At 68.7% G+C, this 24,083-nt stretch carries 29 protein-coding genes; 13 read left to right on the top strand and 16 right to left on the bottom strand.

What is annotated here, in order from left to right:
• Positions 1–38 precede the first annotated feature (38 nt).
• Positions 39–2,111, bottom strand: a complete 2,073-nt coding sequence (locus AB0B57_RS18890; RefSeq protein WP_357070901.1) for a serine hydrolase domain-containing protein — start codon at positions 2,109–2,111, stop codon at positions 39–41.
• Positions 2,112–2,267: 156 nt separating this feature from the next.
• Here AB0B57_RS18890 and AB0B57_RS18885 point away from each other — a divergent pair, with 156 nt between their 5' ends.
• The gene (locus AB0B57_RS18885; RefSeq protein ID WP_357070898.1) at positions 2,268–3,236 is read left to right on the top strand and encodes a hypothetical protein; all 969 of its coding nucleotides are present in this window, start codon (positions 2,268–2,270) and stop codon (positions 3,234–3,236) included.
• 146 nt (positions 3,237–3,382) lie between these two features.
• Here AB0B57_RS18885 and AB0B57_RS18880 read toward each other — a convergent pair whose 3' ends face one another.
• Together AB0B57_RS18880 and AB0B57_RS18875 are read right to left on the bottom strand one after the other, a co-directional pair.
• Entirely contained in the window at positions 3,383–3,886 is a 504-nt protein-coding gene (locus AB0B57_RS18880) for an NUDIX hydrolase (RefSeq protein ID WP_357070895.1), read from the bottom strand.
• Between the two features lie 461 nt (positions 3,887–4,347).
• Positions 4,348–4,701, bottom strand: a complete 354-nt coding sequence (locus tag AB0B57_RS18875; RefSeq protein ID WP_357070892.1) for a MerR family transcriptional regulator — start codon at positions 4,699–4,701, stop codon at positions 4,348–4,350.
• An 83-nt stretch (positions 4,702–4,784) separates the two neighbouring features.
• On the opposite strand from AB0B57_RS18875, the gene AB0B57_RS18870 reads away from it, so the two are divergent.
• Complete coding sequence (locus tag AB0B57_RS18870) at positions 4,785–5,672, top strand: NAD(P)-binding domain-containing protein (protein ID WP_357070889.1); 888 nt, start codon at positions 4,785–4,787, stop codon at positions 5,670–5,672.
• A gap of 324 nt (positions 5,673–5,996) precedes the next feature.
• Here the strand turns inward: AB0B57_RS18870 and AB0B57_RS18865 are convergent, their stop codons facing one another.
• Entirely contained in the window at positions 5,997–6,140 is a 144-nt protein-coding gene (locus tag AB0B57_RS18865) for a hypothetical protein (RefSeq protein WP_357070886.1), read from the bottom strand.
• A 306-nt stretch (positions 6,141–6,446) separates the two neighbouring features.
• Here AB0B57_RS18865 and AB0B57_RS18860 point away from each other — a divergent pair, with 306 nt between their 5' ends.
• Together AB0B57_RS18860 and AB0B57_RS18855 are read left to right on the top strand one after the other, a co-directional pair.
• Positions 6,447–6,731, top strand: a complete 285-nt coding sequence (locus tag AB0B57_RS18860; protein ID WP_357070883.1) for a type II toxin-antitoxin system Phd/YefM family antitoxin — start codon at positions 6,447–6,449, stop codon at positions 6,729–6,731.
• A complete protein-coding gene (locus AB0B57_RS18855) occupies positions 6,728–7,015 on the top strand; it encodes a type II toxin-antitoxin system RelE/ParE family toxin (protein ID WP_357070880.1) in 288 nt (95 codons plus the stop codon). The genes AB0B57_RS18860 and AB0B57_RS18855 overlap by 4 nt, the downstream gene beginning before the upstream one ends.
• A 515-nt stretch (positions 7,016–7,530) precedes the next feature.
• Here the strand turns inward: AB0B57_RS18855 and AB0B57_RS18850 are convergent.
• From AB0B57_RS18850 to AB0B57_RS18835, 4 genes are all read right to left on the bottom strand, one after another.
• Entirely contained in the window at positions 7,531–7,905 is a 375-nt protein-coding gene (locus tag AB0B57_RS18850; RefSeq protein ID WP_357070877.1) for a type II toxin-antitoxin system VapC family toxin, read from the bottom strand.
• Positions 7,902–8,156 (bottom strand): type II toxin-antitoxin system prevent-host-death family antitoxin, encoded by a 255-nt coding sequence (locus AB0B57_RS18845; RefSeq protein WP_357070875.1) that lies wholly within the window; start codon positions 8,154–8,156, stop codon positions 7,902–7,904. The genes AB0B57_RS18850 and AB0B57_RS18845 overlap by 4 nt, the downstream gene beginning before the upstream one ends.
• A 158-nt stretch (positions 8,157–8,314) precedes the next feature.
• Positions 8,315–9,271, bottom strand: coding sequence for a prolyl aminopeptidase (gene pip, locus AB0B57_RS18840; protein WP_357071059.1), 957 nt, complete (start codon positions 9,269–9,271; stop codon positions 8,315–8,317).
• A gap of 87 nt (positions 9,272–9,358) precedes the next feature.
• On the bottom strand, positions 9,359–9,925 hold the full coding sequence (locus AB0B57_RS18835; RefSeq protein WP_357070872.1) for a TetR/AcrR family transcriptional regulator: 567 nt from the start codon (positions 9,923–9,925) through the stop codon (positions 9,359–9,361).
• Positions 9,926–9,988: 63 nt separating this feature from the next.
• Here AB0B57_RS18835 and AB0B57_RS18830 point away from each other — a divergent pair, with 63 nt between their 5' ends.
• Positions 9,989–10,393 (top strand): nuclear transport factor 2 family protein, encoded by a 405-nt coding sequence (locus AB0B57_RS18830; protein WP_357070869.1) that lies wholly within the window; start codon positions 9,989–9,991, stop codon positions 10,391–10,393.
• 70 nt (positions 10,394–10,463) lie between these two features.
• Here the strand turns inward: AB0B57_RS18830 and AB0B57_RS18825 are convergent, their stop codons facing one another.
• Together AB0B57_RS18825 and AB0B57_RS18820 are read right to left on the bottom strand one after the other, a co-directional pair.
• Positions 10,464–10,994 (bottom strand): hypothetical protein, encoded by a 531-nt coding sequence (locus AB0B57_RS18825; protein WP_357070866.1) that lies wholly within the window; start codon positions 10,992–10,994, stop codon positions 10,464–10,466.
• A gap of 341 nt (positions 10,995–11,335) precedes the next feature.
• Positions 11,336–12,019 (bottom strand): hypothetical protein, encoded by a 684-nt coding sequence (locus AB0B57_RS18820; RefSeq protein ID WP_357070862.1) that lies wholly within the window; start codon positions 12,017–12,019, stop codon positions 11,336–11,338.
• Between the two features lie 455 nt (positions 12,020–12,474).
• Between AB0B57_RS18820 and AB0B57_RS18815 the strand changes: the two genes are divergently transcribed.
• Positions 12,475–13,095, top strand: coding sequence for a hypothetical protein (locus AB0B57_RS18815; protein WP_357070859.1), 621 nt, complete (start codon positions 12,475–12,477; stop codon positions 13,093–13,095).
• Between the two features lie 163 nt (positions 13,096–13,258).
• Here the strand turns inward: AB0B57_RS18815 and AB0B57_RS18810 are convergent, their stop codons facing one another.
• Both AB0B57_RS18810 and AB0B57_RS18805 read right to left on the bottom strand, forming a co-directional pair.
• Positions 13,259–14,452: a helix-turn-helix domain-containing protein gene (locus AB0B57_RS18810; RefSeq protein WP_357070856.1), complete on the bottom strand. Its 1,194-nt coding sequence runs from the start codon at positions 14,450–14,452 to the stop codon at positions 13,259–13,261.
• Positions 14,449–14,598, bottom strand: coding sequence for a hypothetical protein (locus tag AB0B57_RS18805; protein ID WP_357070853.1), 150 nt, complete (start codon positions 14,596–14,598; stop codon positions 14,449–14,451). The genes AB0B57_RS18810 and AB0B57_RS18805 overlap by 4 nt, the downstream gene beginning before the upstream one ends.
• A 197-nt stretch (positions 14,599–14,795) precedes the next feature.
• Between AB0B57_RS18805 and AB0B57_RS18800 the strand changes: the two genes are divergently transcribed.
• From AB0B57_RS18800 to AB0B57_RS18790, 3 genes are read left to right on the top strand one after another with little or no spacing between them, the layout of a single operon-like run.
• Positions 14,796–15,644 carry a helix-turn-helix transcriptional regulator gene (locus AB0B57_RS18800; RefSeq protein WP_357070850.1) on the top strand — a complete coding sequence of 283 codons (849 nt, stop codon included), beginning with the start codon at positions 14,796–14,798 and terminating at the stop codon, positions 15,642–15,644.
• Positions 15,634–15,822 carry a DUF397 domain-containing protein gene (locus AB0B57_RS18795; RefSeq protein WP_357070847.1) on the top strand — a complete coding sequence of 63 codons (189 nt, stop codon included), beginning with the start codon at positions 15,634–15,636 and terminating at the stop codon, positions 15,820–15,822. The genes AB0B57_RS18800 and AB0B57_RS18795 overlap by 11 nt, the downstream gene beginning before the upstream one ends.
• Positions 15,823–15,839: 17 nt before the next feature.
• Positions 15,840–16,517, top strand: a complete 678-nt coding sequence (locus AB0B57_RS18790) for a uridylate kinase (protein WP_357071056.1) — start codon at positions 15,840–15,842, stop codon at positions 16,515–16,517.
• A gap of 36 nt (positions 16,518–16,553) precedes the next feature.
• Here the strand turns inward: AB0B57_RS18790 and AB0B57_RS18785 are convergent, their stop codons facing one another.
• Positions 16,554–17,306, bottom strand: a complete 753-nt coding sequence (locus AB0B57_RS18785) for a TetR/AcrR family transcriptional regulator (protein WP_357070845.1) — start codon at positions 17,304–17,306, stop codon at positions 16,554–16,556.
• A 111-nt stretch (positions 17,307–17,417) separates the two neighbouring features.
• On the opposite strand from AB0B57_RS18785, the gene AB0B57_RS18780 reads away from it, so the two are divergent.
• Together AB0B57_RS18780 and AB0B57_RS18775 are read left to right on the top strand one after the other, a co-directional pair.
• A complete protein-coding gene (locus AB0B57_RS18780) occupies positions 17,418–18,617 on the top strand; it encodes a DUF418 domain-containing protein (RefSeq protein ID WP_357070842.1) in 1,200 nt (399 codons plus the stop codon).
• Between the two features lie 233 nt (positions 18,618–18,850).
• Entirely contained in the window at positions 18,851–19,408 is a 558-nt protein-coding gene (locus AB0B57_RS18775; RefSeq protein WP_357070839.1) for a hypothetical protein, read from the top strand.
• Between the two features lie 4 nt (positions 19,409–19,412).
• On the opposite strand, the gene AB0B57_RS18770 is transcribed toward AB0B57_RS18775, so the two are convergent.
• From AB0B57_RS18770 to AB0B57_RS18760, 3 genes are all read right to left on the bottom strand, one after another.
• The gene (locus AB0B57_RS18770) at positions 19,413–19,844 is read right to left on the bottom strand and encodes a hypothetical protein (protein WP_357070836.1); all 432 of its coding nucleotides are present in this window, start codon (positions 19,842–19,844) and stop codon (positions 19,413–19,415) included.
• Positions 19,845–19,905: 61 nt separating this feature from the next.
• The gene (locus AB0B57_RS18765; RefSeq protein WP_357070833.1) at positions 19,906–20,358 is read right to left on the bottom strand and encodes a hypothetical protein; all 453 of its coding nucleotides are present in this window, start codon (positions 20,356–20,358) and stop codon (positions 19,906–19,908) included.
• Positions 20,359–20,415: 57 nt separating this feature from the next.
• Positions 20,416–20,976 (bottom strand): winged helix-turn-helix domain-containing protein, encoded by a 561-nt coding sequence (locus AB0B57_RS18760; RefSeq protein WP_357070830.1) that lies wholly within the window; start codon positions 20,974–20,976, stop codon positions 20,416–20,418.
• Here AB0B57_RS18760 and AB0B57_RS18755 point away from each other — a divergent pair.
• The gene (locus AB0B57_RS18755) at positions 20,952–21,194 is read left to right on the top strand and encodes a hypothetical protein (protein WP_357070827.1); all 243 of its coding nucleotides are present in this window, start codon (positions 20,952–20,954) and stop codon (positions 21,192–21,194) included. The genes AB0B57_RS18760 and AB0B57_RS18755 overlap by 25 nt on opposite strands.
• Positions 21,195–21,282: 88 nt before the next feature.
• Positions 21,283–24,054, top strand: a complete 2,772-nt coding sequence (locus tag AB0B57_RS18750) for a BTAD domain-containing putative transcriptional regulator (protein WP_357071053.1) — start codon at positions 21,283–21,285, stop codon at positions 24,052–24,054.
• Positions 24,055–24,083: the final 29 nt, after the last annotated feature.

Raw genomic sequence — 24,083 nt, 5'->3', positions numbered from 1 at the left:
CGGGGAGGGGTGGGTCGGGAAGGGATCGGTCGAAACCGTCAGTAGGAGATGTTCGGCGAGAGCAGCATGAACTCGACGGCGAACCATCCCGTACCGGCGAGGGCCAGCAGGACCAGCGCGCTGCCGGCGGTCCGCGACCAGCCGACCCGCCGGCGGACGTCGTCCACCAGCCGGACCGCTGCGGGGATCACCCCGAGCAGGCCGATCAGCTGGGCCACCTGCACGCTCCGCATCGAGACGGTGGAGAGATCCTCCAGGCCCATGATGAGCATCAGGCTTCCCACCCAGCCGCCGACCGCGAGCAGGGCGCAGCCGACTGCGACGCGGCTGAGGATGCGCGCGGTGCGTCCAGCTCGATCACGCGGTGCCCGCCGCCGCAGCCGGCGACCGATCGCCCCGATCGGCCAGGCCAGGACGGTGAGCAGGAGGATGACCACCGAGCCGACGATCACCGGGATGGCCAGATAGGTGCTGCGTGCGGTATCGACGGGCACCAGGGCGAACGCGGAGTCGAAAACGATCGCGTCGACCCGGCCGTCGACGGCTCGCATCGCGATCGTCTCCTGGCCGCCCACCTCGCGCCAGACCCAGGGTTCGATCTCTTCGTAGACGGCGGCGGTATCGGACATCGGACGCGGTTCGAGCAGCAGCCGGCCGTCATCGCGGACGCTCACCGTGGTACGCCCGGACAGGCCGATCACGGTCAGGAAGTTGCTCTCGATCGCGCGGGAGCTCTCGTAGGTGCCGGCGGCCATCGCGGCCCGCTCGGCCGTGCCCGAGGCGTCGGTGGTCGGAGCGGCCAGTTCGGTCGCCGGCACGTTGTTCGCCGCCGCGCCGGGCACCGCCGGGAAGTAACGGTCGGCGAAGGCTTTCGTCAGCTCCTGTCGCAGCTTGTGGTTGGCCAGCCCCGACGTACCGGTGCTGTTGAGCGAGATGAACAGGCCGGCGCCCTCGTCCGGGTAGATCTGTAGGTGGGTGTGGAAGTAGAGGGTGTCGCCGCCGTGGCCGATGATCCGGTGGCCGTTGCGGCTCTCGTCGAAGAACCCGAGGGTCATCCGGGGTGCACCGGCGAGGGTGCCGAGCGTGGTGGCGTCGAGCGCTGGCTGGTGCATCAGGTCGAGCGTCGGCTTGTCCAGGATCGGGGTGTCGCCGACGGGTTCGCCCAGGTGGGCGAGCATGAAGCGGGCCATGTCCGGGGCCGAGGCGCTCATCGACCCGGCGGGCGGGGTGCCGATGATCTCGAAGTACCCGGCGGGGGACGACGCGTTGTCGTATCCGTTCGAAACGCGGCCTGCCAGGTCGGCGGGGAGCGGCTGGGCGAATGAGGACGATGTCATGCCGAGGCGGTCGAAGACGTTACGGTCGACGTACTCCTCGAACGGGATGCCACTGACCCGTTCGACGATGTATCCGGCGAGCGAGTTGCCGTAGTTGGAGTAGGCCGGCACGGTGCCCGGCCGGTAGATCTGCTCCGGCGGGTCGGTGACCAGAGCGTCGCGTAGGACGGCCTCGGTGCCTTCCTTGCCGATGAGGCCGGCGATCCGTTCCTCGAACCCGGCGGTGTGGGTCAGCAGGTGCCGCAGGGTGATCGGCTCGTCGAAGTTGCGGGGGATGGTGAAGTCGAGGTAGCCGGCGATGTCGGCGTCGAGGTTGACCTTGCCGTCCTGGACGAGTTGCATCGCGGCGGTGGCGGTGGCGAGCTTCGACACCGACCCGATCCGGAACAGGTGCCGCTCGGGGTCGACCGGCACCGGCTCGGTGCCCTCGCCACCGGTGTCGACGTGGCCGTACCCCCGGGTGGTGACGGTCCCACCGTCGTTGACGACGGCGACCGTTGCCCCGGCGATGTCATTGGCTTCCAGCGCGGCCGGGAGCATCTCGTCGAGCCAGGCGTTCACGTCGCTGGCGTTCAGCACGCCCGGTTCGACGGCTGCCGCCGGGGTGTCGCTCGTCGGGGCCGGCTCCTGCGCGGCACCGGCACCGCAGCCGACGACGCCCGCCCCGACGACGACCGCGGTTGCCAGGGCGGCACCGAGACGCCGCAGGCGGAAAGCCGGCCGGGACAGGTAGGACCGGGAAGGAGTCTGCTCTGGTGCATCGCTCTGGTTCATACCCGAGAGCCTGCTGCAGCGGCACCGCCGCGCCATCTGGCGCAGGACCACACTCGACTTACGACTTAAGTAGGAGGCTCAACCAGCGATCAAGCCGGACCATACCGCGGACCGGCCCCGCAGATCGGCCGGGCTCGCGGCAACGACGTAGTGCCGGTGATCGGCGTACCGCGAACCAGCCGGCGCCTGTTGACCTCGCCATTGCCGTACCTCCGACTGGGCGAGATCGCAAGCCTGTTCGTCGCCTGCCGTGATGCCTTCTTCGAGACGGCCGACCGTTTCCATTGGACGCCGGCGCAGCGATCCCCCGCCGCACACGCTGCGGCGGAACTTCCCTCGCCAGACCCCGCAGTCGCCGAGCCGCGAGGAGAGACCGGGCATAGGCTAATCGCGGAGGTCGTGCAGACCTACCTACTCACAGCGAGCGGCCACCTCGGCGGACTCGCGAGCCTTTATGCGAGCTGTGAGGTCATCTTCCCGACGCCACCGCTCATCCGTTCAACCATCGAGAACTGTGCACACGCTGTGTGGGTACTCGGCGAAGACCCCAACGAATCGTCCGAGAACAGGCTTGCCCGCGCCTACCTTGAGGAGCTCGTGAGCGCGGAAGAGGCGAAGAAGAACGCCGGTCGGATGCGCGCCAAGACGCACCCAAGTCACCTGCTGGCCGACCAGCATTACACGGCGCTGAAGGGTGAGATCATCGCTCGCTTTCCCGGCACGACCACAGCGGCCTTGGGGAACCGGACCTTGAACGGACAGACCCTACCCAACCTGGAAGCTGTCGTTCTCTGGATGTACGAACTGACCCAGAGCTACGGCGGGACAATCGACGGTCGTGCGGGGACCGGAATCTACGGCTTTCTGTCCAACATGACTCACCCGACCCTCTACCCTGCCCGCCAACGACGCGAATGGGCTGAAGACCCAGTGACAGGCCACCAGGTGGCCTACCTTCGTGTTGGCTTGGGTTCCGCTGAGAACGCGGCGAGGGCAGCAATCGCCGCGTTCTACAACGCCCTCACCTACACAACGTCCTACTTCGGCTGGCCCACCGCAATCATTGATGAACTCACCGCCAAGATCGAGGAGACCATGCCAACGTTCTTCGTGCCACAGGACTGAGCACGCTCCGTGTCGTGGATCTATGACCACGTACGGCCCGACCGGGCCTCAATAACTCTGTCGACAACCCGAAGGTGCCGAGGACGTCACGGCGTCACACGATGTGACTCTTCCGTTGGCCAGCCCGCCGCACGCACTGGGGCAGATCAGCGCGGAGCGCTCTGCGGCGGCTGGCAGTGCTCACCGCACTGCACCAGCCGACAGATTTCAGCGTCGAGAGCCGCCAGAGCGGAGATTTCCGTCCCGTCCCACCACCGGACGTCGGCGATCTCGTCGTTGGGGACGAATGGTATGCGGCCGACGAGGCCGCAAACATAGACGGCGGAATACTCCAAGCGTCGGTCAGGCATCAGCCGGAACTTGGCTGCGCCCACGAATGAAATGACCGGAACGGTCTGGCCGGTCTCTTCAACGAATTCTCGGACCGCCGCTTCCCTGGGTGTCTCACCTGGCTCAACCATGCCGCCCGGTAGTTCCCACTCCTTTCGCGATCTATTCAGCACAAGCAGGGTCTTGCCGTTGTATCGAGCTACCACCAACGCCAGCGTCAACGGGATGTCAGCCTCGAGGAGTTCCAAACTGCCCTCGGCTCCCGTCCTGAACTCCAGCAACTCATTGCCCGCAGCATCGATCATAATCGGGGACGCCATGAAACAGATTCTGCCACACGGTACAGGTACGTGTGGCCGCCTGTGAATGGCGATCCCGATATCGGCGCGGGCCGGGTACGGCGACCAGGAGACTACTTTCGCACGTCCGAACGTCCTTGCACTCCGGACGCGCGCTCATGATCGACGGTTACTGACAGCGCTGGACGGATCAGCGCTACCACGCCCTGCCTGCGGCAAATGAGGATGTGTTTGCGGAGGGCGGCTTGTTGTCGGTTAGCTTTCTGGGCCGTCTCGCCGTGACCGCAGCGACTGGGATGGATCGCCCGATACGACGGCGCGTAGCTGGGCTGCGAGCGGCCGGTTGGTCGTCGGGCAGGCGCTGTGGGTGGTCCAGCCTCCGGCCGGCAGGAACTTCAGCAGCGGTGGACAGAGCCAGCCGTGGATGCCGTCGTGGATCTTGCGAGGGCTTCGATGTTGGCTCGGTTGGGCGGCGTGTGGCCTCAGCGTGAGGTGGCCTCGATGATGGCGTCGAGCATCGTCCGGGCGGTGCGCAGCTCGGCGATGGAACTGCTGATCCGGTCGCGTTCACGGCGCAGGTCGGTCAAGAGGTCGGGACATGCCGCGGCCAGGCCGTTGCCGGTGTCGGCCGTACAGGGCAGCACGTCGGCGATGGTGGTGGTGTTGAGCCCGGCGGCGAGCAGGGTGCGGATGCGTCGCACCTGTTCCACGTCGGCGTTGCCGTACTCGCGGTATCCGCTCGGTCGCCGAACTGGCCGCAGTAGGCCCTGCTCCTCGTAGTAGCGCAACAGCCGTTGGTTGACGCCGGTTCGTCGAGCCAATTCCCCGATACGCACGACACTCTCCACTTGACTCTCACATCGATGTCAAGGTCTAGCTTTAGCACACAGATCACGCGGCCACGCGGGTCCCATGAACAGTGGAGGACTTCATGAACCAGCGAACGGGCGCCCGGGTGACGGTGTTAGGGCTAAGCCCGCGAGGCGCGGCACTGGCCCGCGCCCTGGCGGCGGCTGGTGGTGCCGTCACAGTGTGGGACGAGGCCGGCACCCTGTCCGAGGCGCCGCCTGCCGAGGACGTGTCCCGGGCCGACTCGTTGCAGGCGGCCTTCACCGCCGCATCCCTGATCCTCGTCTGCGTCGACGACTACGACAGCGTCCAGCGCATCCTTCGCCTAGCAGACCCGTATGTCACCTCCGCCGACGTGGTCAACCTGACATCGGGAACGAGTGCCCAGGCCGAGCAGGTCGCCGCTTGGATGGACGCCCGGGGCGGCCACTACCTCGACGGTGCGTTGATGGCCCATCCCGAGCATGTCGGCAGGCCGGAGACGGTGCTGGTCTACAGCGGCTCGCACGAGGTGTTCGAGCGTCACGAGGCATCGCTCAGGCACCTGGGCGCCGCCACCTACCTTGGCGCGGCCCCTGGCACCGCCGCCCTCTACGACGTGGCGATGCTCAACCTCGCCTGGACCACCCTGATCGGCTTCTTGCAGACCGCCGCGCTTCTCGGCACCGCCCAGGTCCCTGCCACCACCGTGGCGCCTCTCCTGACCCGCTGGCTGGCCGCCACCGTCACAGAGGTGATCACCGACTACGCACAGCAGATCGATGATCGGCACTACCCGGGCGACGAGGAATGGCTCGAACTGGACGCCCCACTCATGGACCACCTCATCGAAGCCGCACGGGCCTCCGGCATCGATACCACCCTTCCCGCACTCATCAAGTCACTGACCAACCAGGGCATCGCAGCCGGCCACGGGAAAGACAGTTTCGCCAGCCTGTTCGAGGTCATCCGCGGCTGACCTCACCCCACGCGCGAGCACCGGCATCAGCAGGCCAAGAACCTGTCCTGGAGATGGACCGTGGGGTGATCCGGCATTCGCCCACAGGTGCTCGTGCGGGGATCATGGTTCGATCAGCCTCGTCAGACCACTCGCCTACCGACCGGTGAAACGGTCACAACCAGCAACCTCACAATAGCCATTTGCTGGCGGCCAGCGTGCCGCACAGCCGAAGATCCTCGGCGCTTCGGCTGTGCACCCGACATCCGCTCATCGGCATGACAGTGCATCCGTGCCGACAGGAAGTCTGCGAGTTGGTGTGGTTGGCGGCGTCGGCGGAGGGTCTCATTCCCGTGCGGCCGGGGCCTTCGTTGTTCTGAGCATGGCGGGGACGAAGCGTCGTACGTCGATCGTGGTGGTGCGAGAGTCGAGGACGGCGTCGATGTCGGCGGAGGATCGGGAGCAGGCGGTCACTGCCCTGGCCGTCATGATCCATGAGTGGTGGTCGGGTGATCGGGGTCGCAGCGCCGATGCCGTTTGCGGATCGGATCAGTCCGGCGACGCTGCGTCGGGCTGACCGGCGGCGAGCCGGTCAGGACCGGCGTCGGCGTACGGCTGGCAGTGTCACGATGGGCCCCTGAACAGCGTGAATGCGGTTCGGGTTGTGCCACATCCGGTCCACCGAACCTTCTGCCCTGCTGTTTCGTGGTGACAGGTGGTCACCATGCGGACCATTGGCGTGTCGTCTGACGTAATGGTGGACGTCCTGGCAGCTTTTTGGTCATACTTGTGACCATGACGACACTGCCGTTGGGGGAAGTGAAGACTCGGCTTTCTGAGCTGGTGGGGCGGGTACACGACCACCACGAGCGGGTGACGGTCACGGTGCACGGCCGGCCGTCCGCCGTGCTGGTTTCGGTGGAGGACCTGGAGCGGCTCGAGGAAACCGTCGCGATTCTCGGGGATGCGGGCACCCTGCGGCGGCTGGCCGACTCCGACGCGGAACTGGCCCGAGGTGAAGAGGTGTCCGCCGACCAGCTTGCGGAGACCATTCGCGCCCGTCGCGCCTCGGCCGCGTGAGCCCCCGGCCGCCGGAAGATCCGTACACGCTCCGCACCACGCCGACCGTCCGTCGAGCACTCGCCGAATGGTTGCCGGAGGCCGTCGCGGTGGCCGCGTACGAGTTCATGACCGGGCCGTTGGTGCGAGAGCCCTACCGGGTCGGGAAGCGCTTGCTGCCGCCGTTGTCGGATTGGTTCAGCGCCCGGCGAGGCACCTACCGGATCATCTACCGCATCGACGACGACAACCACACCGTGACCGTTGTGGACATTGCTCATCGGAGGGATGTATACCGCTCCTGACGCCCCTGGCCCTCCCTGCCCGATGCCATGGCATTCAGTACGGTGAGCACCGTGTCGATGAGCGTGGCTGACGAGGCTGCAGCCCTTGAGGCCGAGGTGGAGCAGTATCCGGACGATCAAGGTGAGATCCTGCTCGGGGCTGCCGACGCATGGCGTCGGGGCAGGGCGGCTCGAACGAGCAGTTGAGTACAGGAAGTGTTGCGGCCGAGCCGTCTGAGTACCCTCCGACGCGACGCACGGGAGAGCCCGTCACTACGCATCCCTACCTGCCAGCGCTCCTATTGGTGGCAGGGGTAGCGGGTCGCCGACGATCGTGGCGGTGTGGTTCGCATGGTGGTACCTCCGGCCCACCGAAACGGAGACCCAAACGGAGGGTTCAAGACCCGCGAAGTTGCAGGCCACGGCCGGCATCTCGGAGATCGAACAACCGGCGCTGCTTGGAGCGGCACCGGCCGGACGGCCAGCGTGCGCGGTGGGGGGCCTCGTCGGCATCAAGCGTTGATGGACCCGGCCGATCACACCTTGAGGACGTCCACGTCGTACAGCGCTATCGACGCGTCGCGGGAGGCCAGGGTCAGATTCTCGGTGATCGCCTGGGCCACCAGCATGCGATCGAACGGATCGCGGTGATGCGGTGGCAGGCGGCGGGCGGCGATGGCGTGGGCGTGGGTCACCGGGAGCTCGCGGAAGCCCATGTCTCTTACCCGCTCGGCGAGGTCAGGGGGTCCGGGGAGTTTCCCCGCACGCTGTTTGATGGTGATCTCCCACAGGGTGACCGGGGAGAGGAAGATGTCCGGCTCGTGGCGTAGCCGGTCGAGGAACTCGGTGCCAAGGGTTGCGTCGCCGGTGATGGCCCAGAGCGCGACGTGGGTGTCCAGCAGCAGGGTCATGCGCCGATGCCGAAGTCGGCGGCGATCTCGGCGTTGGTTTGTGATGAGTCCCAGTCGCCGGAGAGGTCCAGTTGCCCTGCGAGGGAACCGACTGCGGTGCGGTTGGCCCGCCGGACCAGCGGCACGACCTTCGCCACCGGAGTACCGGCTCGGTCGATGATGATCTCCTCGCCGCGTTCGACCCGTTCGATGATGCGCGACAGATGGGTCTTGGCATCATGCATGTTGTAGTGCACGGCCTCGGCCGACACGGCGCAACCTCCTCTGTTCTTCGAGCTTGACGACTGCGGGGACGAGTCCCGGGTACGGCTGGGCAGGTGTGCCCTGCGTGGGCAGTTCGACGCGCTACGTCTACGACCTTTGGGCTGATGGGAGCACAGAATCACTTTGAAACGGGCCAATGAGGCAGTCAGCCGGCCCCGAAGTGGTCCAAGGCGTCGATGACCACGTCGCCGACGCCGCGCCCGGTGCCGTGGCCAGCATCGTCGATCAGCTCCAACCGTGCCTCGGGCCACAGCTTGGACAATTGCCAGGGGATGTCCACCGGGCTCCCGAGGTCGAGCCGGCCGTGTGCGAGCACACCGGGAATGCCGGCGAGCCGGTGTGCACCAGCCATCAACTCGCCGTCGGCGAACCAACCGTCGTGCGCCCAGTAGTGGGTGACGAGACGCGCGAAGGTCATCCGAAACGCCGGATCCTCATAACGTGGGTCAGGTTGGCTGCCGGGCAGGTTCGAGACGAGGGCGTCCTCCCAGGCACACCAGTTGCGGGCGGCCCGGTCCCGCACGCCTTCGTCCGGATCGGCCAGCAGGCGGGCGTAGGCGGCGGGCAGATTGCCGTCGCGTTCGGCCGCCGGCACCCCGTCCCGGAATCTCTCCCACTGTTCGGGGAAGATCCGTCCGAGGTCGCGGGTGAGCCACCGATGCTCTGCCGGTGTGCTGGTGACGACGCTGAACAGCACGATCTCGGTGACCCGGTCGGGGTGCCGCTCGGCGTAGCCGAGGCCGAGGGCGCTGCCCCACGATCCGCCGAGCAGTAGCCATTTGTCGATGTCCAGGTGCGTGCGTAGCTTTTCGATGTCGGCCAGCAGGTGCGGCATGGTGTTGGTCGACAGGTCCGTTCGCACGTCGCCCGCGTCCGGTGTGCTGCGTCCGCATCCCCGCTGATCGAACAGGACCACCCGATAGACGGCCGGGTCGAAGAATCGCCGCCAGGAGGCGCCGGCTCCGGAGCCGGGGCCACCGTGCAACACCAGGGCTGGCTTTCCGAGGGGGTTACCGCTGCTCTCCCAGTAGACGAGGTGGCCGTCCCCGACGTCGAGCATGCCGTGTGCGAAGGGTTCGATCTCCGGATATAAGCGGGCCATTTCAGTGATCCAACCAGTCTGCTCGTTGCCGCGCACCCCAGTTCTCAGCCGTGTTGCGGGACCTGGCCGCAGACGCCGAAGGGAGCCTCAGGCGGTGCCGGTTGAGGCGACAATGCCGGTACGCAGGAGTGCGACCAGGCGGCGGGCCTGCGCGGGGTCGGCGGTGAGGGCCGCTCCGCTGGCCAGGGTCAGCACGTCGGTGGCGGTGAGGTCGGAACGGAGTGCTGGCTGCGCGCGTCGGACGAGGCGGTCGGCGATCGAGGTGATCGACGCGTGCCAGTCCCGAAACAGCGCGGTACGGCTTTCGTCGGAGCCTTCCGTCGCGGCCAGGGCGAGGGGCCGCTTGGTGGCCACGTGCACCACGAACTCGTCGAGCCAGGCGAACAGCGCGTCCGTCGGCTCCGCCGCCCCCAACAACTGCTCGCCGCGTCGGCACAGTGCGGCGACCTCGTCGGCATAGACGGCGACGAGCAGATCGGCGCGCGTCGGGAAGTGGCGGTACAGGGTGGCGTTGCCGACCCCGGCGCGTCGGGCGATCACGTCGAACGCGACGTCGTTGCCCGCGTCGATCAGCGCTTCACGGGCTGCGGCGACGAGCCGCGCACGGTTACGGGACGCGTCGGAGCGCGGGCCACGCTTGCTAACCGGGGACATCCCCGGATACGTTACCGGCAGCTAAGTGGGGGGTTCCCCGTTTAGGAGGCAGGGGGGAGCACGATGCCCATCACCATGGATGACCGGATCACCATCACGGATCTGATCAACTCGCACGGGCACCTGACAGATCGCGGCGACTTCGACGGCCTGGCGGCGCTGTTCACCGACGACGTCGTCTACGACGTGTCGGCTCTCGGCGGCGGCACGTTGGTCGGTCTCGCCGCAGCCCGCGAAGCCGCCCTGGCGCTGGGCGACGCCAACCCGGTAGCCCACCACGTGACAAATATCGTGCTGCGCGAGACGGCGGACGGCACGGTCAATGCCCTGTCCAAGGGATTCGGGGTCATGGCTGATGGATCGACCGGCAGCGTCACGTACGAGGACACCGTCGAACGAACGGCTGCCGGATGGCGTATCACGCACCGAATCGTGCGCGCCCGACGCACGCCCCTACAGCAGGACTGACACCAACAAGATCCAGCGTCCGCTCATCTCCTCATCGGGGCCTGCCCGACGAGGAGATCCGGAGTCGGTTTCAAGGTCCCGCGACCTGCTGAAGCCACGCTCTGTCGAGAGCATTCAACGTGTCGTCGTCCAGCAACATCTGGAGCAGGGAGGCATGTTCGGAGAAAATAGCCCTGCACTGTTCACGTTCCGGATGATCGCTGTCGTTGCCAAGCAGCAGCACCGCGCGCTCGTTGTCCGCGTCGACCGGCTGCGATAGCTCAGCGGTGACGACCACGAGGTCGAACAAGCCGGACCGCACCGAAACATCCGGGCTGGCCGCCAGCCGAAGCAGGAACGGCAACGCTGCCGGCATTGCCGCGCTTAGGCGGAAGACGCCCCCCATCAGGATGTTGGTGAGCACGCGTGCGGCCTCTGGTGCGGCAACCTGATCGAGTAGCCCGTAGAACAGAGACGGGATTCCATCGGGACAACCGGGAATCTCGGACCAGGCGACCTCGGCACAGCCCCGCAGCGCGGGATGCTCGCTGGCGGCCTGACCTCCTTGCGGATGCTCCTTGAGGAACCGGGCGACAGCCGCCTCCTTGGCTGCGGCATCCACCACCCACATCCCTTGCGGCCCCCCAAGTCAGACAACGCCAGCTCCTAAGAGCCTCCCATGGAGGGCATTCTCCCCGCCCCAGCCGTGGGGAGTGGTGACGAGGTGTCCCCGGCGCTCCGCTGCTAGAAGCCCATCTGAGCAGTTCGCCGGTTGCCCATCTTGATCTCATGATTCCTCGGTCGCGGCGTGGCCCGTCCCCCTCGCACGTCCCCGCGACGCGCTGGTTCAGGCTCAGCCGCAGGTCCGAAGCCAGCCTCACTGGTTCCGCGCGCAGCGATACGCCTCAGCCCAAGCATGCGCCGATCCACCCGCGAACCGGGAAACCGGGCAAGGTTCGTCAATCAATTCCCGGCCGCCGGATCAACCAGTAGCACTGTGCTTTGCAGCACCTGCTCATCTACACGCTGAACGTGGTAGTCGCTTTCGTACGCCTGCGGCGACGCAAGGTAAAGCTGGGAAACGTCGTCGGTCAGCAGCAACGCCTGAGGAGGGCGGGCGAACGACGGGTCGTAGAAATCGCCGTAGTAGAACCGACCGAAGTTGGCCTCCGAAATAACGCTCAATTGTGGTACCCGCTCACCAACAAACACAGCATTGTCCACCCCAGTCCGAACCTCCACAACCCTCGGTGGCTTGCTCTTGTAGTAATGGCCGAGGTAGCGGTCGCCTGGGCGCACCTTGTGGCGCAGGATATCGTCACCGGAGCGGCGTGGCGGGCTGGTGAAGCGGACGAAATGGCCGTCCACTGTAAGGAAGTCTGGCCTGAGATTCCACCCTTCGGTGACTGTCTCTAGCACTGCCCCTCTGAGCGTTGTGTCTTTGCGGGCGACGACTCTCTGCGGTGGAACGCCGCGCTGGGTGAGGAAGTCCCGAGTATCGGCGGCGAGGCGATCGAGTCTGCGCGCGGCTTCGGCGGGGGCGGCAGAGTTAGCTACCCGGAACGCGTTGAGGAGCTGCGCCGCGCCTGCGGTGGCCTGGTGGCGGGCTGCTGCGGCCTGGTTGATCCGTTCGCTGAAGTCCGACATGTCGTTCCCCTTCGCAGGTTGTGCTGTAGTCACGGTCCGTCGCCGTACAGTGGTCCCGCACACCTCAGCCACGTTGATTGCGGCATTACTGATTTCCACATCGGAGTGCAGGGCCGTGTTCCGCTGCCCATCCAAGGGCGCTGTCTCGTGGTTACCGCCGCCCGCAAGTCCGGCCCGTGCTACGACATGATCAGGTCATTTGACTTCATCGCATACTCGGCGGCTTGAGGCGTCGCGGCGAGGTTTTCGAGGGTTTCCCGCATGTCGGTGGGCGGGGTGTGGCAGGTCAGGCGGTTCCCATCCTCGATGGGCAGCGGTGCGGGGGCGGATTCGGTTGCGGCGTTGGCGGTGGGTTCGCTGGTGCCGCAGGTCGTGGCGAGGGTCGTTAGGGCAGCGGCCAGGGGCGAGGACGGTGTAGTGGGTGCGTTGGCTCTCGGGTTACCTTGCTGGATCCGATGCGAATGCTGTGTCGCCTACCGGACAGCCATCCGGTCAGTCAGCGGGCCACCCAGGTGTGTCTGCTGTCCGAGGATCATGCGATGCGTCTTCGCCACAGGACTATCGCCGTCGCCGCCACCCTCATGCTTGCCGCCGGCTGCGGCACCAACACACCCGACAGCCCGGTTGCCGCCCCGCCAGCGTCGCCCGCCGTACCCGCCGCGCCCGCACCAGCCCCGGCGGCGGCTGCCCCGCTCACCGCCAAGCAGGTGCTCGACAAACTGTCCGCCGCGAAACTGGGCCTCACCGCCGGCGCCGTGCAAGACGAAGACACCGACCCCAACGACCTCCTCGGCAGGCCCAACGGGTACACGTCCAGGGCATCCGCTGACCTGCCCGGCGGAGACAAGACAGCAGACAAGTACGGCATTGACCGTGGGCTTGTCGTCGAAGTGTTCCCAGCTGTTGAGGGTGTGGAACGCCGGTCCAAGTTCATTCAGGAAGCCTTGAAGAACATGCCCATCCTTGGCACCGAATACCACTACCGCGCGGATGACGGGCGTGTGCTGGTGCGCGTGTCAGGGAAGGTGAAGCCGACGCAGGCGAAGAAGATCGAGGGCGCGGTTTCGGCGATGTGACACCGCAGCCGGGCGGGTGCTGGTCATGCGCGGCCGCGGCGGAACTGCAGGAACACGTTTCGATTCTTCGCCAGCACGGTGATCCGACCCCGCGGCGGCGCACAGCAGGCACGCGGTGACCGTGGCGGTTGTCAGGATCCGGCCGTTGCACAGCGGACGTTCGTTACCGCGTCAGTCCGATGGTGTCGGCCAGGCGGGACACGTCGGCCGCACCGGGGCCGGCCCGGAACACGGCGGTCAGCGCTGCCCGGGCCACCGGACGAATTCTTGTCTCCCAGGTGGCGATCCGGTTGGCGGCGACCAACGTCCGGCCAGCGGAGCGGGTGTCTCCGAGGTCCAGATAGGCGTGCGCGATGTCGATCAGGTGGGCGGCCCGGTGTTCGGCGGGAAGCAGGTGCCAGGCGTTACCGCTGGCTACCCGGAGGTGGGTGGTCACGGCCAGTTGGTGGTCGCCGGACCACATCGCGATCAGGGCGCGGGCGAGGTCGACAGGCGCGGGACCGAATCCGATGCCGTCCCAGTCGTGCTGGCGCTGGCCTTCGGCGAGGCGAGCCGCGCGTTCGGTGAGTTCGCCTGCCGCGTTGGCGTCTCCGCTGGCGGCGGCGGCGAGCGCCGCTTCGATCAACAGGGTTCCGGTTACGCCGGGCTGGCGGACGTGGGGCGGTGCCAGGTCGAGTTGGTGGATGGCGGCGAGGGCGGCCGTCATCGCCAACCCTCCTCGCCGCAGGGATCGCAGGGCCTGGGTGAGCGAGATCGCCGCAAGGCCGGCACGCCAAGGGTTACCGGCGGCGGCGTTCATCGCCCGATCGGCGGCCAGCCAGGCCAGGTTGGCCTCACCGAGTTTGACCAGCACCTGGGCGGCGAGCCGATACACCCGTACCAGCAAGTCCGCCGCGTCTCCCGGCTGCGTGCGGCTGTCGCAGAGCAGATCGGGCAGTAGGCGCAGCACCTGGGGGTGGTGACCGTTGCGGTACGCCGTCCACGCGTACCCCGCCTGGGCATCGAGCTGAGCCAACGACGGCGCTGGCCGGCCGTCGTTGCCGGAGTCGGGTAGGTCGTAGCGGGCCAGCGCCGCGCGGAGGCGTTCCACGTCGCCGCCGGGTTCGGCGGCCGGCTCGCGCGGGGCCTTGCCCGCGAGCAGGACGTCCGGGGCGACGCCGAGGGCCGCGGCGACCGTCTCGATCACCGAGAGCCGGTCGAGGGTACGCACTCCTCGCTCGACCTTGTCCACCCAGCTCTTCGACCGGCGAATACGGTCGGCGAAGACCTGCTGACTCATTCCCCGACGTGCCCGCAGCTCGGCCATCCGTCGCCCGATCGGCGGCTCGTTGCCGGTGCGGCGGCTGGGCCCGGTCATCGCTCCCGCTCCGGCGACGGCTCCATGGCATCGGTGGATTCCCCGCAGCGGGGGCACCAGCGCGATTTGACCCGGAAAGCGAGGAGGCCGGCCAGGAAGCCGGGCACCAGGCCGCCGAACACGATCGACACGACTTCAGAGGCCATGCGCACGCTCGCTTTCTGACGAAGCCGGAGGCCGGGAGGTCGCCAGGCCCGCAGCTCACGCTGTGGTCAAGCTCCGTGGCCGACAGTCATCAGGGTTGCGCATCATGTGATGCAAGGCAAGGCAATCAGCATGATCGACACGCCGAGCACGTGCGTTAGAGCATGGAGAAACGCGAGTCAGGGCGCAGAATCACGACATGCCTCGATTTACGCCAGCGACACCGCGCTCTCGGCGACTGGGCCGGGAGCTCCGCAAGCTCCGCGAAGCGAAGGACCTGACCGGCGAGGCCGCGGCGGCGATCGTCGACTGCTCACCGTCGCGGATCAGCCGGATCGAGTCGGGCGAGATCAGACCTCGGGTCGGTGACGTGATGGAGCTGCTGGTCACGTACGGCGTCAGGATCGACGAGGAGCCGGGGACCTCGCTGCTCGATCAGGCACGCGGTCTGCGTGAGGACGGGTGGTGGCAGCGCCTCGGTGGCAAGTACGCCACCTACATCGCGTACGAGATCGAGGCGGTGGAGCTCAAGAACTTCGAGCCGATGCTGGTGCCCGGTCTCCTGCAGACCGAGAGCTATGCCCGTGAGGTCAACGTCATCGGCCGGGAGACCGACCAGGCTACCATCGACCAGCGGGTTTCCGCCCGGATGACCCGGCAGGGGGTGCTGCGCCGGCAACCGACTCCGCTGCGGATGCACGCCATCCTGTCCGAGGCGTCGGTGCGCACCGAAGTGGGCGGCCCGGACGTGCTGCGTGAGCAACTCGATCATTTGGTCACGCTCAGTCGGCTGCCGAACGTGACGATCCAGGTGCTGCGCTTCGAGGCCGGCGCCCACCTGGCGGACAGCAGCGGCTTCGCCCTGCTCAGCTTCGAGCGGGACGAGCCACCACTGGGCTACATCGAGACCCTGGCCGGTGAGCTGTTCCTGGAGTCGAGCCGTGACCTGGCGCGGTTGTCGGCGGCGTACGACAATCTGAGGACGCTGGCGATGTCGCCCGCCGAGTCGATCGCGTTCGTCAAGGAGCTGAGCAAGCATGGAACGTAACGCCTGGCGCACGTCCAGCCGTTCCGGCAGCAACGGTCAGTGCGTGGAGGTGCGTGACCGGCGCGTCCAGGTCGATGTCCGCGACTCCACGGCCCCCGACGCCGGGATGCTGAGCTTCGCGCCCGCCGCCTGGGACGCGTTCGTCCACACGATCAAGACGAACGCCCGCCGCCCCTGACCGGGAAGGACGGCGGCCTGGTGCGGGGCGCCCGCGAAGAACTGCTCGACCGCCTGGCCGAGGCGGTCGGGTCCGTCACCGTCGACCACCCGACGCGGGTCGCCGTCGACGGACCGCCCGCCGCCGGCAAGACCACCCTCGCCGACGAGTTGGCCGTCGTCCTGCGTGACCAGGGTCGCGACGTCATCCGCGCCACGATCGACGACTTCCTCTTTCCCCGGGCGCAGCGTTATCCGCGTGGCGAGTACTCGGCCGAAGGCTGCTACCACGACACGCACGACCGCGAGGCGTTGACCCGGGTCCTGCTCGATCCGCTCGGGCCGGGCGGCGATCGACGTTTCCAACCCGCGGTGTACGACCACCGCGCGGATGCCGCGGTGTCCCCGCCGTTCACGACCGCCCCGGCCGACGCCGTGCTGGTCGTCGACGGTGTCTTCCTTCTGCGCCCGGAACTGGTCGATAGGTGGGAGCTGCGCGTCTTCGTGTCGACGGCACCGGAGAAGACAGTGGATCGTGCCGTGCTCCGCGCGCATCGGGTGTCCACCCGGGCCGACGTCGAACGACGTTGGCGCGAGCGGTACATCCCCTCCCAGGAGCTGTATTTGGCCACGGCCCGCCCGACCCGTCGCGCGGACATCGTCGTGCACAACGACGAGCCCCAGCACCCGGTCTGGAGCGTGCGAGGCCTACCGTGATCCGTGACGGCAGCGGTCATCCGGCCCAGGAGCTGATCAGGAACGCTCGATCCGGACGGCGATGCCGTCGAGGATCAGCTCCAGCCCGAGGGTGAAGTCCGCGTCGGCGATTGTCGCGTCAGGAGTGTCCGACGGTGGTGCCTCGAACAGCGGCGAGGAGAACAGGCGGGCCATCTCGGGGAAGCGGGCGGGGTCGACGAGCCGCGCCAGTGCCCGACCGTATTCGCGTTCCGCGTCAGCCTGCCCCTGGCCCGGGGGCCTGCCCTCGGAGAGTTCGCTGTACTGCCGTACCGACTGGACCACGTATCCGCTGATCAGGGACAGGGCACCGATCTTGTGCGCCCAGTCCAGGTGGGTGCGGGACATGATCGCCAGCGCGGTCTCCATCCAGGCGATCTGGTTCGGCCCGGCGGGCGGCCCGGAGATGGGCACGCGCGTCAGCCAGGGCCGACGCTGGTACACCGCGCGATGCGCGAAGGCCCAACCGCGCAGCCCTTCCCGCCAGTCGCCGCCGTCGATGATCGGTGGCGGACCCAGCGCGGCGTTGGCCATCAGGGTGAGCAGTTCGTCCTTGGACCCGACGTGCCGGTAGAGCGACATGCTCGTGAAGCCGAGGCTCTCGGCGACCTTGGGGAGCGTGACGCCGGCCAGCCCGTCGCGGTCGGCGATCGTGACCGCCGCGGCGACGACCACTGTGACGTCGAGGGTCGCGGGTCGTCCGAGACGCGACGACTCTGGCATCCCCCACAGCCGGCGCAGCGGCGCCGGCACGAAGTCCTCGCTGGTCATGGGCTCCCACGTTCGCCCGGACAGATACCCGACCCATCATGCCAGACCTTTTAGTTTGCCAGTGATACTTTCTCTATGAAACTAAAACCGGCACGGCGGGGAGAGACGAGCATGAGCACTGACACCGCTTCGCGGACATCGAGAGGGCCGGTGCTGCGCACCGAACGTGCCCTCGCGCCGGACCTGGCGCGGGGAGCGATGCTGCTGATCATCGCGCTGGCCAACGTCGCCGGGGTCGTCTTCGCCGGCGAGCCCGGTCTCGACGCCACACCCGAGGGCGTCGACCGCGGCCTCAACCTCCTGCTCTTCGATCTCGTCCATGCCCGCGGCTACCCGGTCTTCGCCGTGATGTTCGGCTACGGCCTCGTCCAGCTCGCCCGCCGCCAGGACGCCTCCGGTGCCACACCCCAGCAGGTCCGTTCCGTGCTGCTGCGCCGTAACCTCTGGCTCGTCGTGTTCGGGTTCGCGCACGCCGCACTTCTCTACTACGGCGACTTCCTCGGCGCGTACGGGATCGTCGGGATCGCGATGACCCTGCTGCTCCTGCGCCGCGGCGACCGGGTCCACCGGATCGCGCTGGTGCTCTGGGCGCTGGCGGCGGTCGAGGTGCTGGCCCTCGGCGTCATCGTGGTCATCACCATCCTCGGCGGCACCGGCGGGTCGGCACCGCTGCCGTCGACACACGTCGACTCCCTCGCCGCCACCGACTACGTTGCGGCGATGCTGGACCGCCTCGGCGAATGGCCGACGCACACGCTGACCGTCCTGCCCTTCGTCATGATCGCCTGGCTGGGCATGTGGGCCGCTCGCCGCCGCGTCCTCGAAGAGCCGGCCCGCCACCGCACCCTGCTCACCTGGACCGCCATCCTCGGCCTCGGCATGGCCATCGTCGGAGGTCTCCCGGCCGCTCTGCTCAGCGCCGGATGGCTGCACGTCGACGAGTCGACAGCCGGTCTGACGCTGCTGCTCCACGGCGCCAGCGGCATGTTCGCCGGCCCCGGTTACGTGGCCGTCTTCGGCCTGATCGCCCTGCGGGCCACCCGATCCGGCCCGGTCGTCGGCGCACTCTCCGCCCTTGGTCAGCGCTCCCTGTCCGGGTACCTCATGCAGTCCGTGGCCTGGCTCGTCCTCCTGGCACCCTTCATGCTCGCCCTCGGCGACCGTTTCGGCAGCCCCACGGTGACCGGCCTGGTCATCGCGGTGGCCGTCTGGCTCGCCACCGTCCTGATCGCCCGTCAACTGGACCGGCGCGGACGGCCCGGCCCCGCCGAGTTCGTCCTCCGCCGCCTGGCCTACCCGCCACGCGCGTAAGGGAGGCCGGGTCGGCCGGCGGGCGTCCGTCGGATGCCAGGTCGAGCTGGGGTACGGCGTTGACGGCGACGGTCAACGCCGTACCCCTGCGGCCCGTGTCGGCGATTCGCCCGGCCGACCTCGACAGTGCGCCCGGCGCGCACCGGCCGGTCTACCCACCGTGCACCTTTCGGGGCTGAGTCAGGACGGGTAACTTGCCACACCAGCGCCAGAAATCACGTGGGGAGCACGCCGTGACCGACCCTTACCAAGCCCAGCAGCCGCAGCCGCCCTACCCGCAGGGCGGTCCGGTGTTTCCGCCGCAGCAGCCGCAGCCGATCGGGCAGCAGGAACCCGGGACAGGTGCACCCGACCCCCTGCCGTCACCCCCGCCAGCCACCCCACGCGCGAAGCCGCTGCTGATCGCCGGCCTCGCACTCGTCGCCGTCCTGATGGTCGCCGCCAGCGGATATACCGTGTACGACGGGTTCATCAAGGAGGATTCCGGGGTTGCCGCGTGCAAGGCGATGGCCGCCGGCAAGAACCCCGACGGCACCGCCACGAACCCCGGCGACGACAAGCTCACCGAAGCCGAGTATCGCAAGACCCGCGAGCTGTTCGAAGACTCCCGGCACGAGGACATCCGCAAGCACGGCACCGCGCTGATCGACATCGCCTGGCAGATGACCCAGCTGCCGGAGGGGCAGAAGGAAAGGGCGCTCGGGCTCATCGCGCCGCTGGGAGCCGCGGTGGCGGGTTTCCAGACGGCATGCGCCGACCAGGGTGTGACAGTCAACCTCAACGACGACTAGCTGCCTACCGGTTGCCCGGGGGCGGGAGGTCCACGTAGTCGCCGAACGGCTCGACGGACCCATCCCAGCCGTTCCAACCGTCCTGGGTGATCTGCCCGTCGGCGTAGGTGTAGGACCAGCGGGCGCCGTCCTCGCCCTCGATCTGGACGGTGCCCGAGCGGACGAACGGTGCGATGGCGACGTAGAAGGCCGTCGCCCGGTCCGACCACTTGGGGTCACCCTCGTCGTCGTACCCGAACTCGATCCAGTCTCCGTCGCGGACGATCGAGGCTCTGGCCGCCTCCGCCAGGTCGACAAGCGTGCCATTCGCCGGAAACGCCTCCGGCCGGTACCAACCACTCTGTCCAGTCAAGGCGGCCTGGACAGCGGCGACCGCGGCGGCGTCGTCCGACGCTGGAAGGTTCAGCCGGCCCGAGGGCAGCACCGTGTATCCCACGGAGGGCACCCTACAACTGTCGATGCCGACCACGGGTGTGCACCACCTGGCCGGGTCGATCTCAGCCGATGTTCAGCAACAACACCTGGTCATCGGCGAGCTCGGCGATGCTGTCGCGCAACACCCTCAGCGTGTCCAGGCCGGCCGCGCCGCTCTCCTCGAAGTCCAACCCCATCTCCTCGAAGTGGGCGACCAGATCCGCCTCGCGGTGCGCGCCGGGATCGAGCTGATCCACTAACCGCGGGGCCGGGGTGATGAGCGTGGTGAAGCCGTACGCGCTGTTGATGGCCTCGGACTCGGCATTGAACTCCGACGGCTCCAGGTCGATGCCGCGCTCGTCCAGATAGGTCAGGACGTACAGCATGCAGTACCCGGACCAGTCGTACGTCTGCCGCGCCTCGCGCCCGTGCTCCGCCAGGTACGAGTGGAGCGACGACGGCGACGTGCGGGCCAGGCTGGCCAGCTCGGTGATGCTGTCCCTGGGCACCAGGGTCAAGGACGCGATCGCGGACACCACACTCTCCCTCGTACGACGTGGCCGCCACAGCTTTCGGTCGGCTCGCCGGGCAGGCTACGGGGAGGGAGTGACAACCCGTTGGGTATCGACTGACGGCAGCACGTACGGCCGGCCCGGCGGGACAAGGTCACCACGCGCCTGGGCCGGTACGCCGATGGCGGACATCGCCTGTACGTAACGTCGGTACGCCTGGGCGGCCTCGCCGTGCCGGCCCGCGGCCGTCAACGTCCGGACGAACTCGCCGTGCACGCCCTCGTCGTGGGGCTCCAGCTCCAGGGCGCGGCCGAGGTGGCGATCCGCCACCTCGGCCAGTCGGAGGCCGTGTGCCGCCTCGGCGAGGAACTCCTCGACGTCCAGCTCCACGTGCTCCACGTCGAGCGCCAGGCTGGGGTGCGCGGCGATGATGAAGTGGTCCGTCGACGTACGGCGTTCCGGATCGAGGACGCCGCGCAGGGTGGACAGCGCCACGGACAGCCGGTGGCTGACCCGGTCCGGGTCCTGGGCGGGCCAGAGCATCTCGCCGAGCTGCTCCCGGGGCACCGCGCGACCGCGTCGGGCGGCGAGGATCCGGAGCAGGTCCCGTGCCTTGCGTGACTGCCAGGCGTTGGCCAGCACCGGGGCGCCTTCACTCCTACAGCTACCTCGCCAACTGCGGCGGCGACGCCCGGCACCGGATCTACTACAAGGCGGCAGGTGACTACTACAAGCAGCACGACTACGCGGTGGCGTACGCCCACTGGCAGGCGGTCAAGAAGGGCTCGGTGCACCGCTACCGCAAGGTGCACTACGACGGCAACTCGGGGGACACCCGCAACGGCAAGTACGTTGGCTGACGGCGGGCTCTGTCGTCGGTCGTGTCCAGTGCCCGACGAACAGAGCGAGGTCTCCGGGCTGCGCAACTAGCCTGATCTGGTGATCTCGATGGTCGGCACGGGGGTGCGGGTCAGGCTGCTCGGGCCGGTGGAGGTGGTCGTCGCCGGCAGTCCGCAGGCGGTCAACGGAGTGCGCCGCAAGGCGGTGCTGGCGACGCTGGCGCTGCACGCGGGCCGGGTGGTGAGCGTCGACCGGCTCATCGACGTGGTCTGGGGCGAGCACCCACCGGCCACCGTGGCCAACACGTTGCAGCGCCACGTCTCCTACCTGCGCGGAGTGCTCGGCGAGCCCGGGTCGATCGTGGCACGTCAGCCCGGTTACGTGCTCAACACCGGGCCGGAGTCCACGGATGTCCAGGCCGCCGAGCACCTCCTCGACCTGGCCCGCCGATCGTCGGACCGCAACGAGCGGGTGGCGCACCTGACGGCCGCGGTGGCGCTGTGGCGCGGACCGCCGTTGGCCGACGTGGCCGGGTCCGCGTGGCTCGAAGAGCAGGCCGACCACCTGGCCAGCCTGCGGTTGGAGGCCGAACGGGCGCTCGCCGAGGCCCGGCTGTCGGTCGGCGAGCACGCTCGGCTGGTCCCCGGGTTGGAACGGCTCGTCCGGCAACACCCCCTCGACGAGCACCTGCACGCGCAGCTGATGCTCGCCCTGTACCGCGACGGCCGGCAGGGCGAGGCGGTCGCCACGTACCGGCGGCTGCGCGACACCCTGCGGGAGAGCCTCGGCATCGACCCGAGTCCGCGGCTACGGGATCTGGAGTGCGCCATCCTGCGCCAGGACACGGCGATCGCCGCACCCGCGCCGGTGACGGCGGCACCGACGCCGGTGGCGGCGCAACTGCCTCCCGCCGTACCGACGTTCGGGGGGCGCGACGCGGAGCTGGCCGCCCTCGACGCGCTGATCGACCGGGGCGGCGCCGTGGTGGTGTCCGGAACCGCGGGCGTCGGCAAGACCGCGCTCGCCGTGCACTGGGCGCACCGCGCGGCCGAGCGCTTCCCGGACGGGCAGCTCTACGTCAACCTGCGCGGCTTCGACCCGGGGGCCGCGCCGACCGAGCCGGCGCGAGCACTGCACGGCTTCCTGGAGGCGCTCGGCGTGCCGGCGACACGGATGCCGAGCGACGAGACCCTGATGGTGAGCCTGTACCGCACGACGGTGGCCGGCAAACGCCTGCTGGTCGTGCTGGACAACGCGCGCGACGCGGAACAGGTCCGGCCGCTGCTGCCCGGCTCACCCGACTGCCTCACCGTCGTCACCAGCCGCGACCAGCTCATCCCGCTCGTCGTCACCGAGAGCGCCCAACCGGTGTTCCTCGACCTGCTGAGCCCCGCCGAGGCCCGCGACATGCTGGTCCGCCGGCTGGGGGAGCACCAGGTCGCCGCCGAACCCGCCGCGGCCGACACCATCGCCGACCGGTGCGCGCGGTTGCCCATCGCCCTGGCCATCGTCGCGGCCAGAGCCGCCACCAACCGGCACTTCTCGTTGGCCACTGTCGCCGCCGAGCTGGGCGATCTGGACGCCTTCCACGGGGGCGACGCGGCCACCGACGTGCGGGCGGTCTTCTCCTGGTCGTGTCGGACACTGAGCCCACCGGCGCTGCGGCTGTTCCGGCTGCTGAGCCTGCATCCCGGCCCGGACGTCGCCGTTCCGGCCGTGGCCAGCCTGGCCGGTCTCACCCCGCCGGCGAGCGCTGCGCTGCTGACCGAGCTGATCCGGGCGAACCTGCTCACCGAGCACACCTACGGGCGTTACGCGTTCCACGACCTGCTGCGCGCGTACGCCGCCGGCCTCGCCGACGAGGCCGAGTCACCCGCCGACCGACGCGCCGCCGTGCACCGGCTGCTCGACCACTGCCTGCACACCGCACACGCCGCCGACCTCGCACTGCACCCGCACTTCAGCGAGATCAGCCTCGCGCCACCACGGGCGGACGTGACACCGGAGAGCCCCCGGAGCAGGGCGGCCGCCACGGCGTGGTTCACCGCCGAGCTTCCCGTCCTGCTCGCCGCCGTACCGCTGGCGGCGCGGTCCGGGTTCGAGGGACACGCGTGGCAGCTCGCCTGGACCCTGGCCGGCTTCCTGCACCGGCAGGGGCACTGGCAGGACTGGCTCGGCACGCAACGCATCGCGTTGGCCGCCGCGTCCCGCATCGGCGATCAGACCGGGCAGGGCCACGCGCACCGCAGCCTCGGTCTCGCCTGCTCCCGGCTGCGCGAGTACGACGAGGCCGACGACCACCTGCGGCGCGCGCTCGACCTGTTCACCGACGTCGGCGACGACGACGGGCGGGCCCACACCTGTCTCAACAGTGGTCAGCTGGCCGAGCGGCGGGGGCAGCACCACCAGGCGCTCGACCATTCGAGGCGGGCACTGACCCTGTTCCGGCGGACCGGCAACCGGGCCGGGCAGGGGTACACCCTCAACGCGGTCGGTTGGCAGGAGGCGCTGCTCGGCGACTACCACCGTGCCCTCGCGTCGTGCGGCGAGGCGCTGCGGATGTTGCAGGAGGTGGACGACGTCCAGGGGCAGGCCGACACCTGGGACAGTCTCGGTCACGCCCATCACCAGCTCGGTGACGACCGGCGCGCGATCGCCTGCTACGAGCACGCACTCGACCTCTTCACCCAGGTCAACGACCGGTACGCCGAGGCGAGCACGTACGTCAACCTCGGTGGCAGCCACCGGGCCCTCGCCGATCTCGGCGCCACCCGTGCCGCATGGCACCGGGCACTTGCCATCCTCGACGAGCTCGGCGATGCCGACGCCGACTCGATCCGTGCCGACCTGGCACAGCTCGACGCCAGTCGACTGCCCTGACGTACCCCGCTTTCAGCGCCGTTTCCGGG

Source organism: Micromonospora sp. NPDC049101 (assembly GCF_040648675.1).
In the GTDB taxonomy this organism is placed as follows: Bacteria; Actinomycetota; Actinomycetes; order Mycobacteriales; family Micromonosporaceae; genus Micromonospora.
Note: the sequence above shows the minus strand (reverse complement) of the source record. Positions and strands in the feature narration are given on the sequence as shown.

Bases quoted from the DNA above. Each gene is read 5' to 3' on its own strand.
- AB0B57_RS18890 (WP_357070901.1), bottom strand. From the start codon at position 2,111: ATGAACCAGAGCGATGCACCAGAGCAGACTCCTTCCCGGTCCTACCTG.
- AB0B57_RS18880 (WP_357070895.1), bottom strand. From the start codon at position 3,886: ATGGCGTCCCCGATTATGATCGATGCTGCGGGCAATGAGTTGCTGGAG.
- AB0B57_RS18865 (WP_357070886.1), bottom strand. From the start codon at position 6,140: ATGACGGCCAGGGCAGTGACCGCCTGCTCCCGATCCTCCGCCGACATC.
- AB0B57_RS18860 (WP_357070883.1), top strand. From the start codon at position 6,447: ATGACGACACTGCCGTTGGGGGAAGTGAAGACTCGGCTTTCTGAGCTG.
- AB0B57_RS18850 (WP_357070877.1), bottom strand. From the start codon at position 7,905: ATGACCCTGCTGCTGGACACCCACGTCGCGCTCTGGGCCATCACCGGC.
- pip (WP_357071059.1), bottom strand. From the start codon at position 9,271: ATGGCCCGCTTATATCCGGAGATCGAACCCTTCGCACACGGCATGCTC.
- AB0B57_RS18835 (WP_357070872.1), bottom strand. From the start codon at position 9,925: ATGTCCCCGGTTAGCAAGCGTGGCCCGCGCTCCGACGCGTCCCGTAAC.
- AB0B57_RS18830 (WP_357070869.1), top strand. From the start codon at position 9,989: ATGCCCATCACCATGGATGACCGGATCACCATCACGGATCTGATCAAC.
- AB0B57_RS18820 (WP_357070862.1), bottom strand. From the start codon at position 12,019: ATGTCGGACTTCAGCGAACGGATCAACCAGGCCGCAGCAGCCCGCCAC.
- AB0B57_RS18815 (WP_357070859.1), top strand. From the start codon at position 12,475: ATGCGAATGCTGTGTCGCCTACCGGACAGCCATCCGGTCAGTCAGCGG.
- AB0B57_RS18810 (WP_357070856.1), bottom strand. From the start codon at position 14,452: ATGACCGGGCCCAGCCGCCGCACCGGCAACGAGCCGCCGATCGGGCGA.
- AB0B57_RS18805 (WP_357070853.1), bottom strand. From the start codon at position 14,598: ATGGCCTCTGAAGTCGTGTCGATCGTGTTCGGCGGCCTGGTGCCCGGC.
- AB0B57_RS18800 (WP_357070850.1), top strand. From the start codon at position 14,796: ATGCCTCGATTTACGCCAGCGACACCGCGCTCTCGGCGACTGGGCCGG.
- AB0B57_RS18795 (WP_357070847.1), top strand. From the start codon at position 15,634: ATGGAACGTAACGCCTGGCGCACGTCCAGCCGTTCCGGCAGCAACGGT.
- AB0B57_RS18785 (WP_357070845.1), bottom strand. From the start codon at position 17,306: ATGACCAGCGAGGACTTCGTGCCGGCGCCGCTGCGCCGGCTGTGGGGG.
- AB0B57_RS18780 (WP_357070842.1), top strand. From the start codon at position 17,418: ATGAGCACTGACACCGCTTCGCGGACATCGAGAGGGCCGGTGCTGCGC.
- AB0B57_RS18750 (WP_357071053.1), top strand. From the start codon at position 21,283: ATGGTCGGCACGGGGGTGCGGGTCAGGCTGCTCGGGCCGGTGGAGGTG.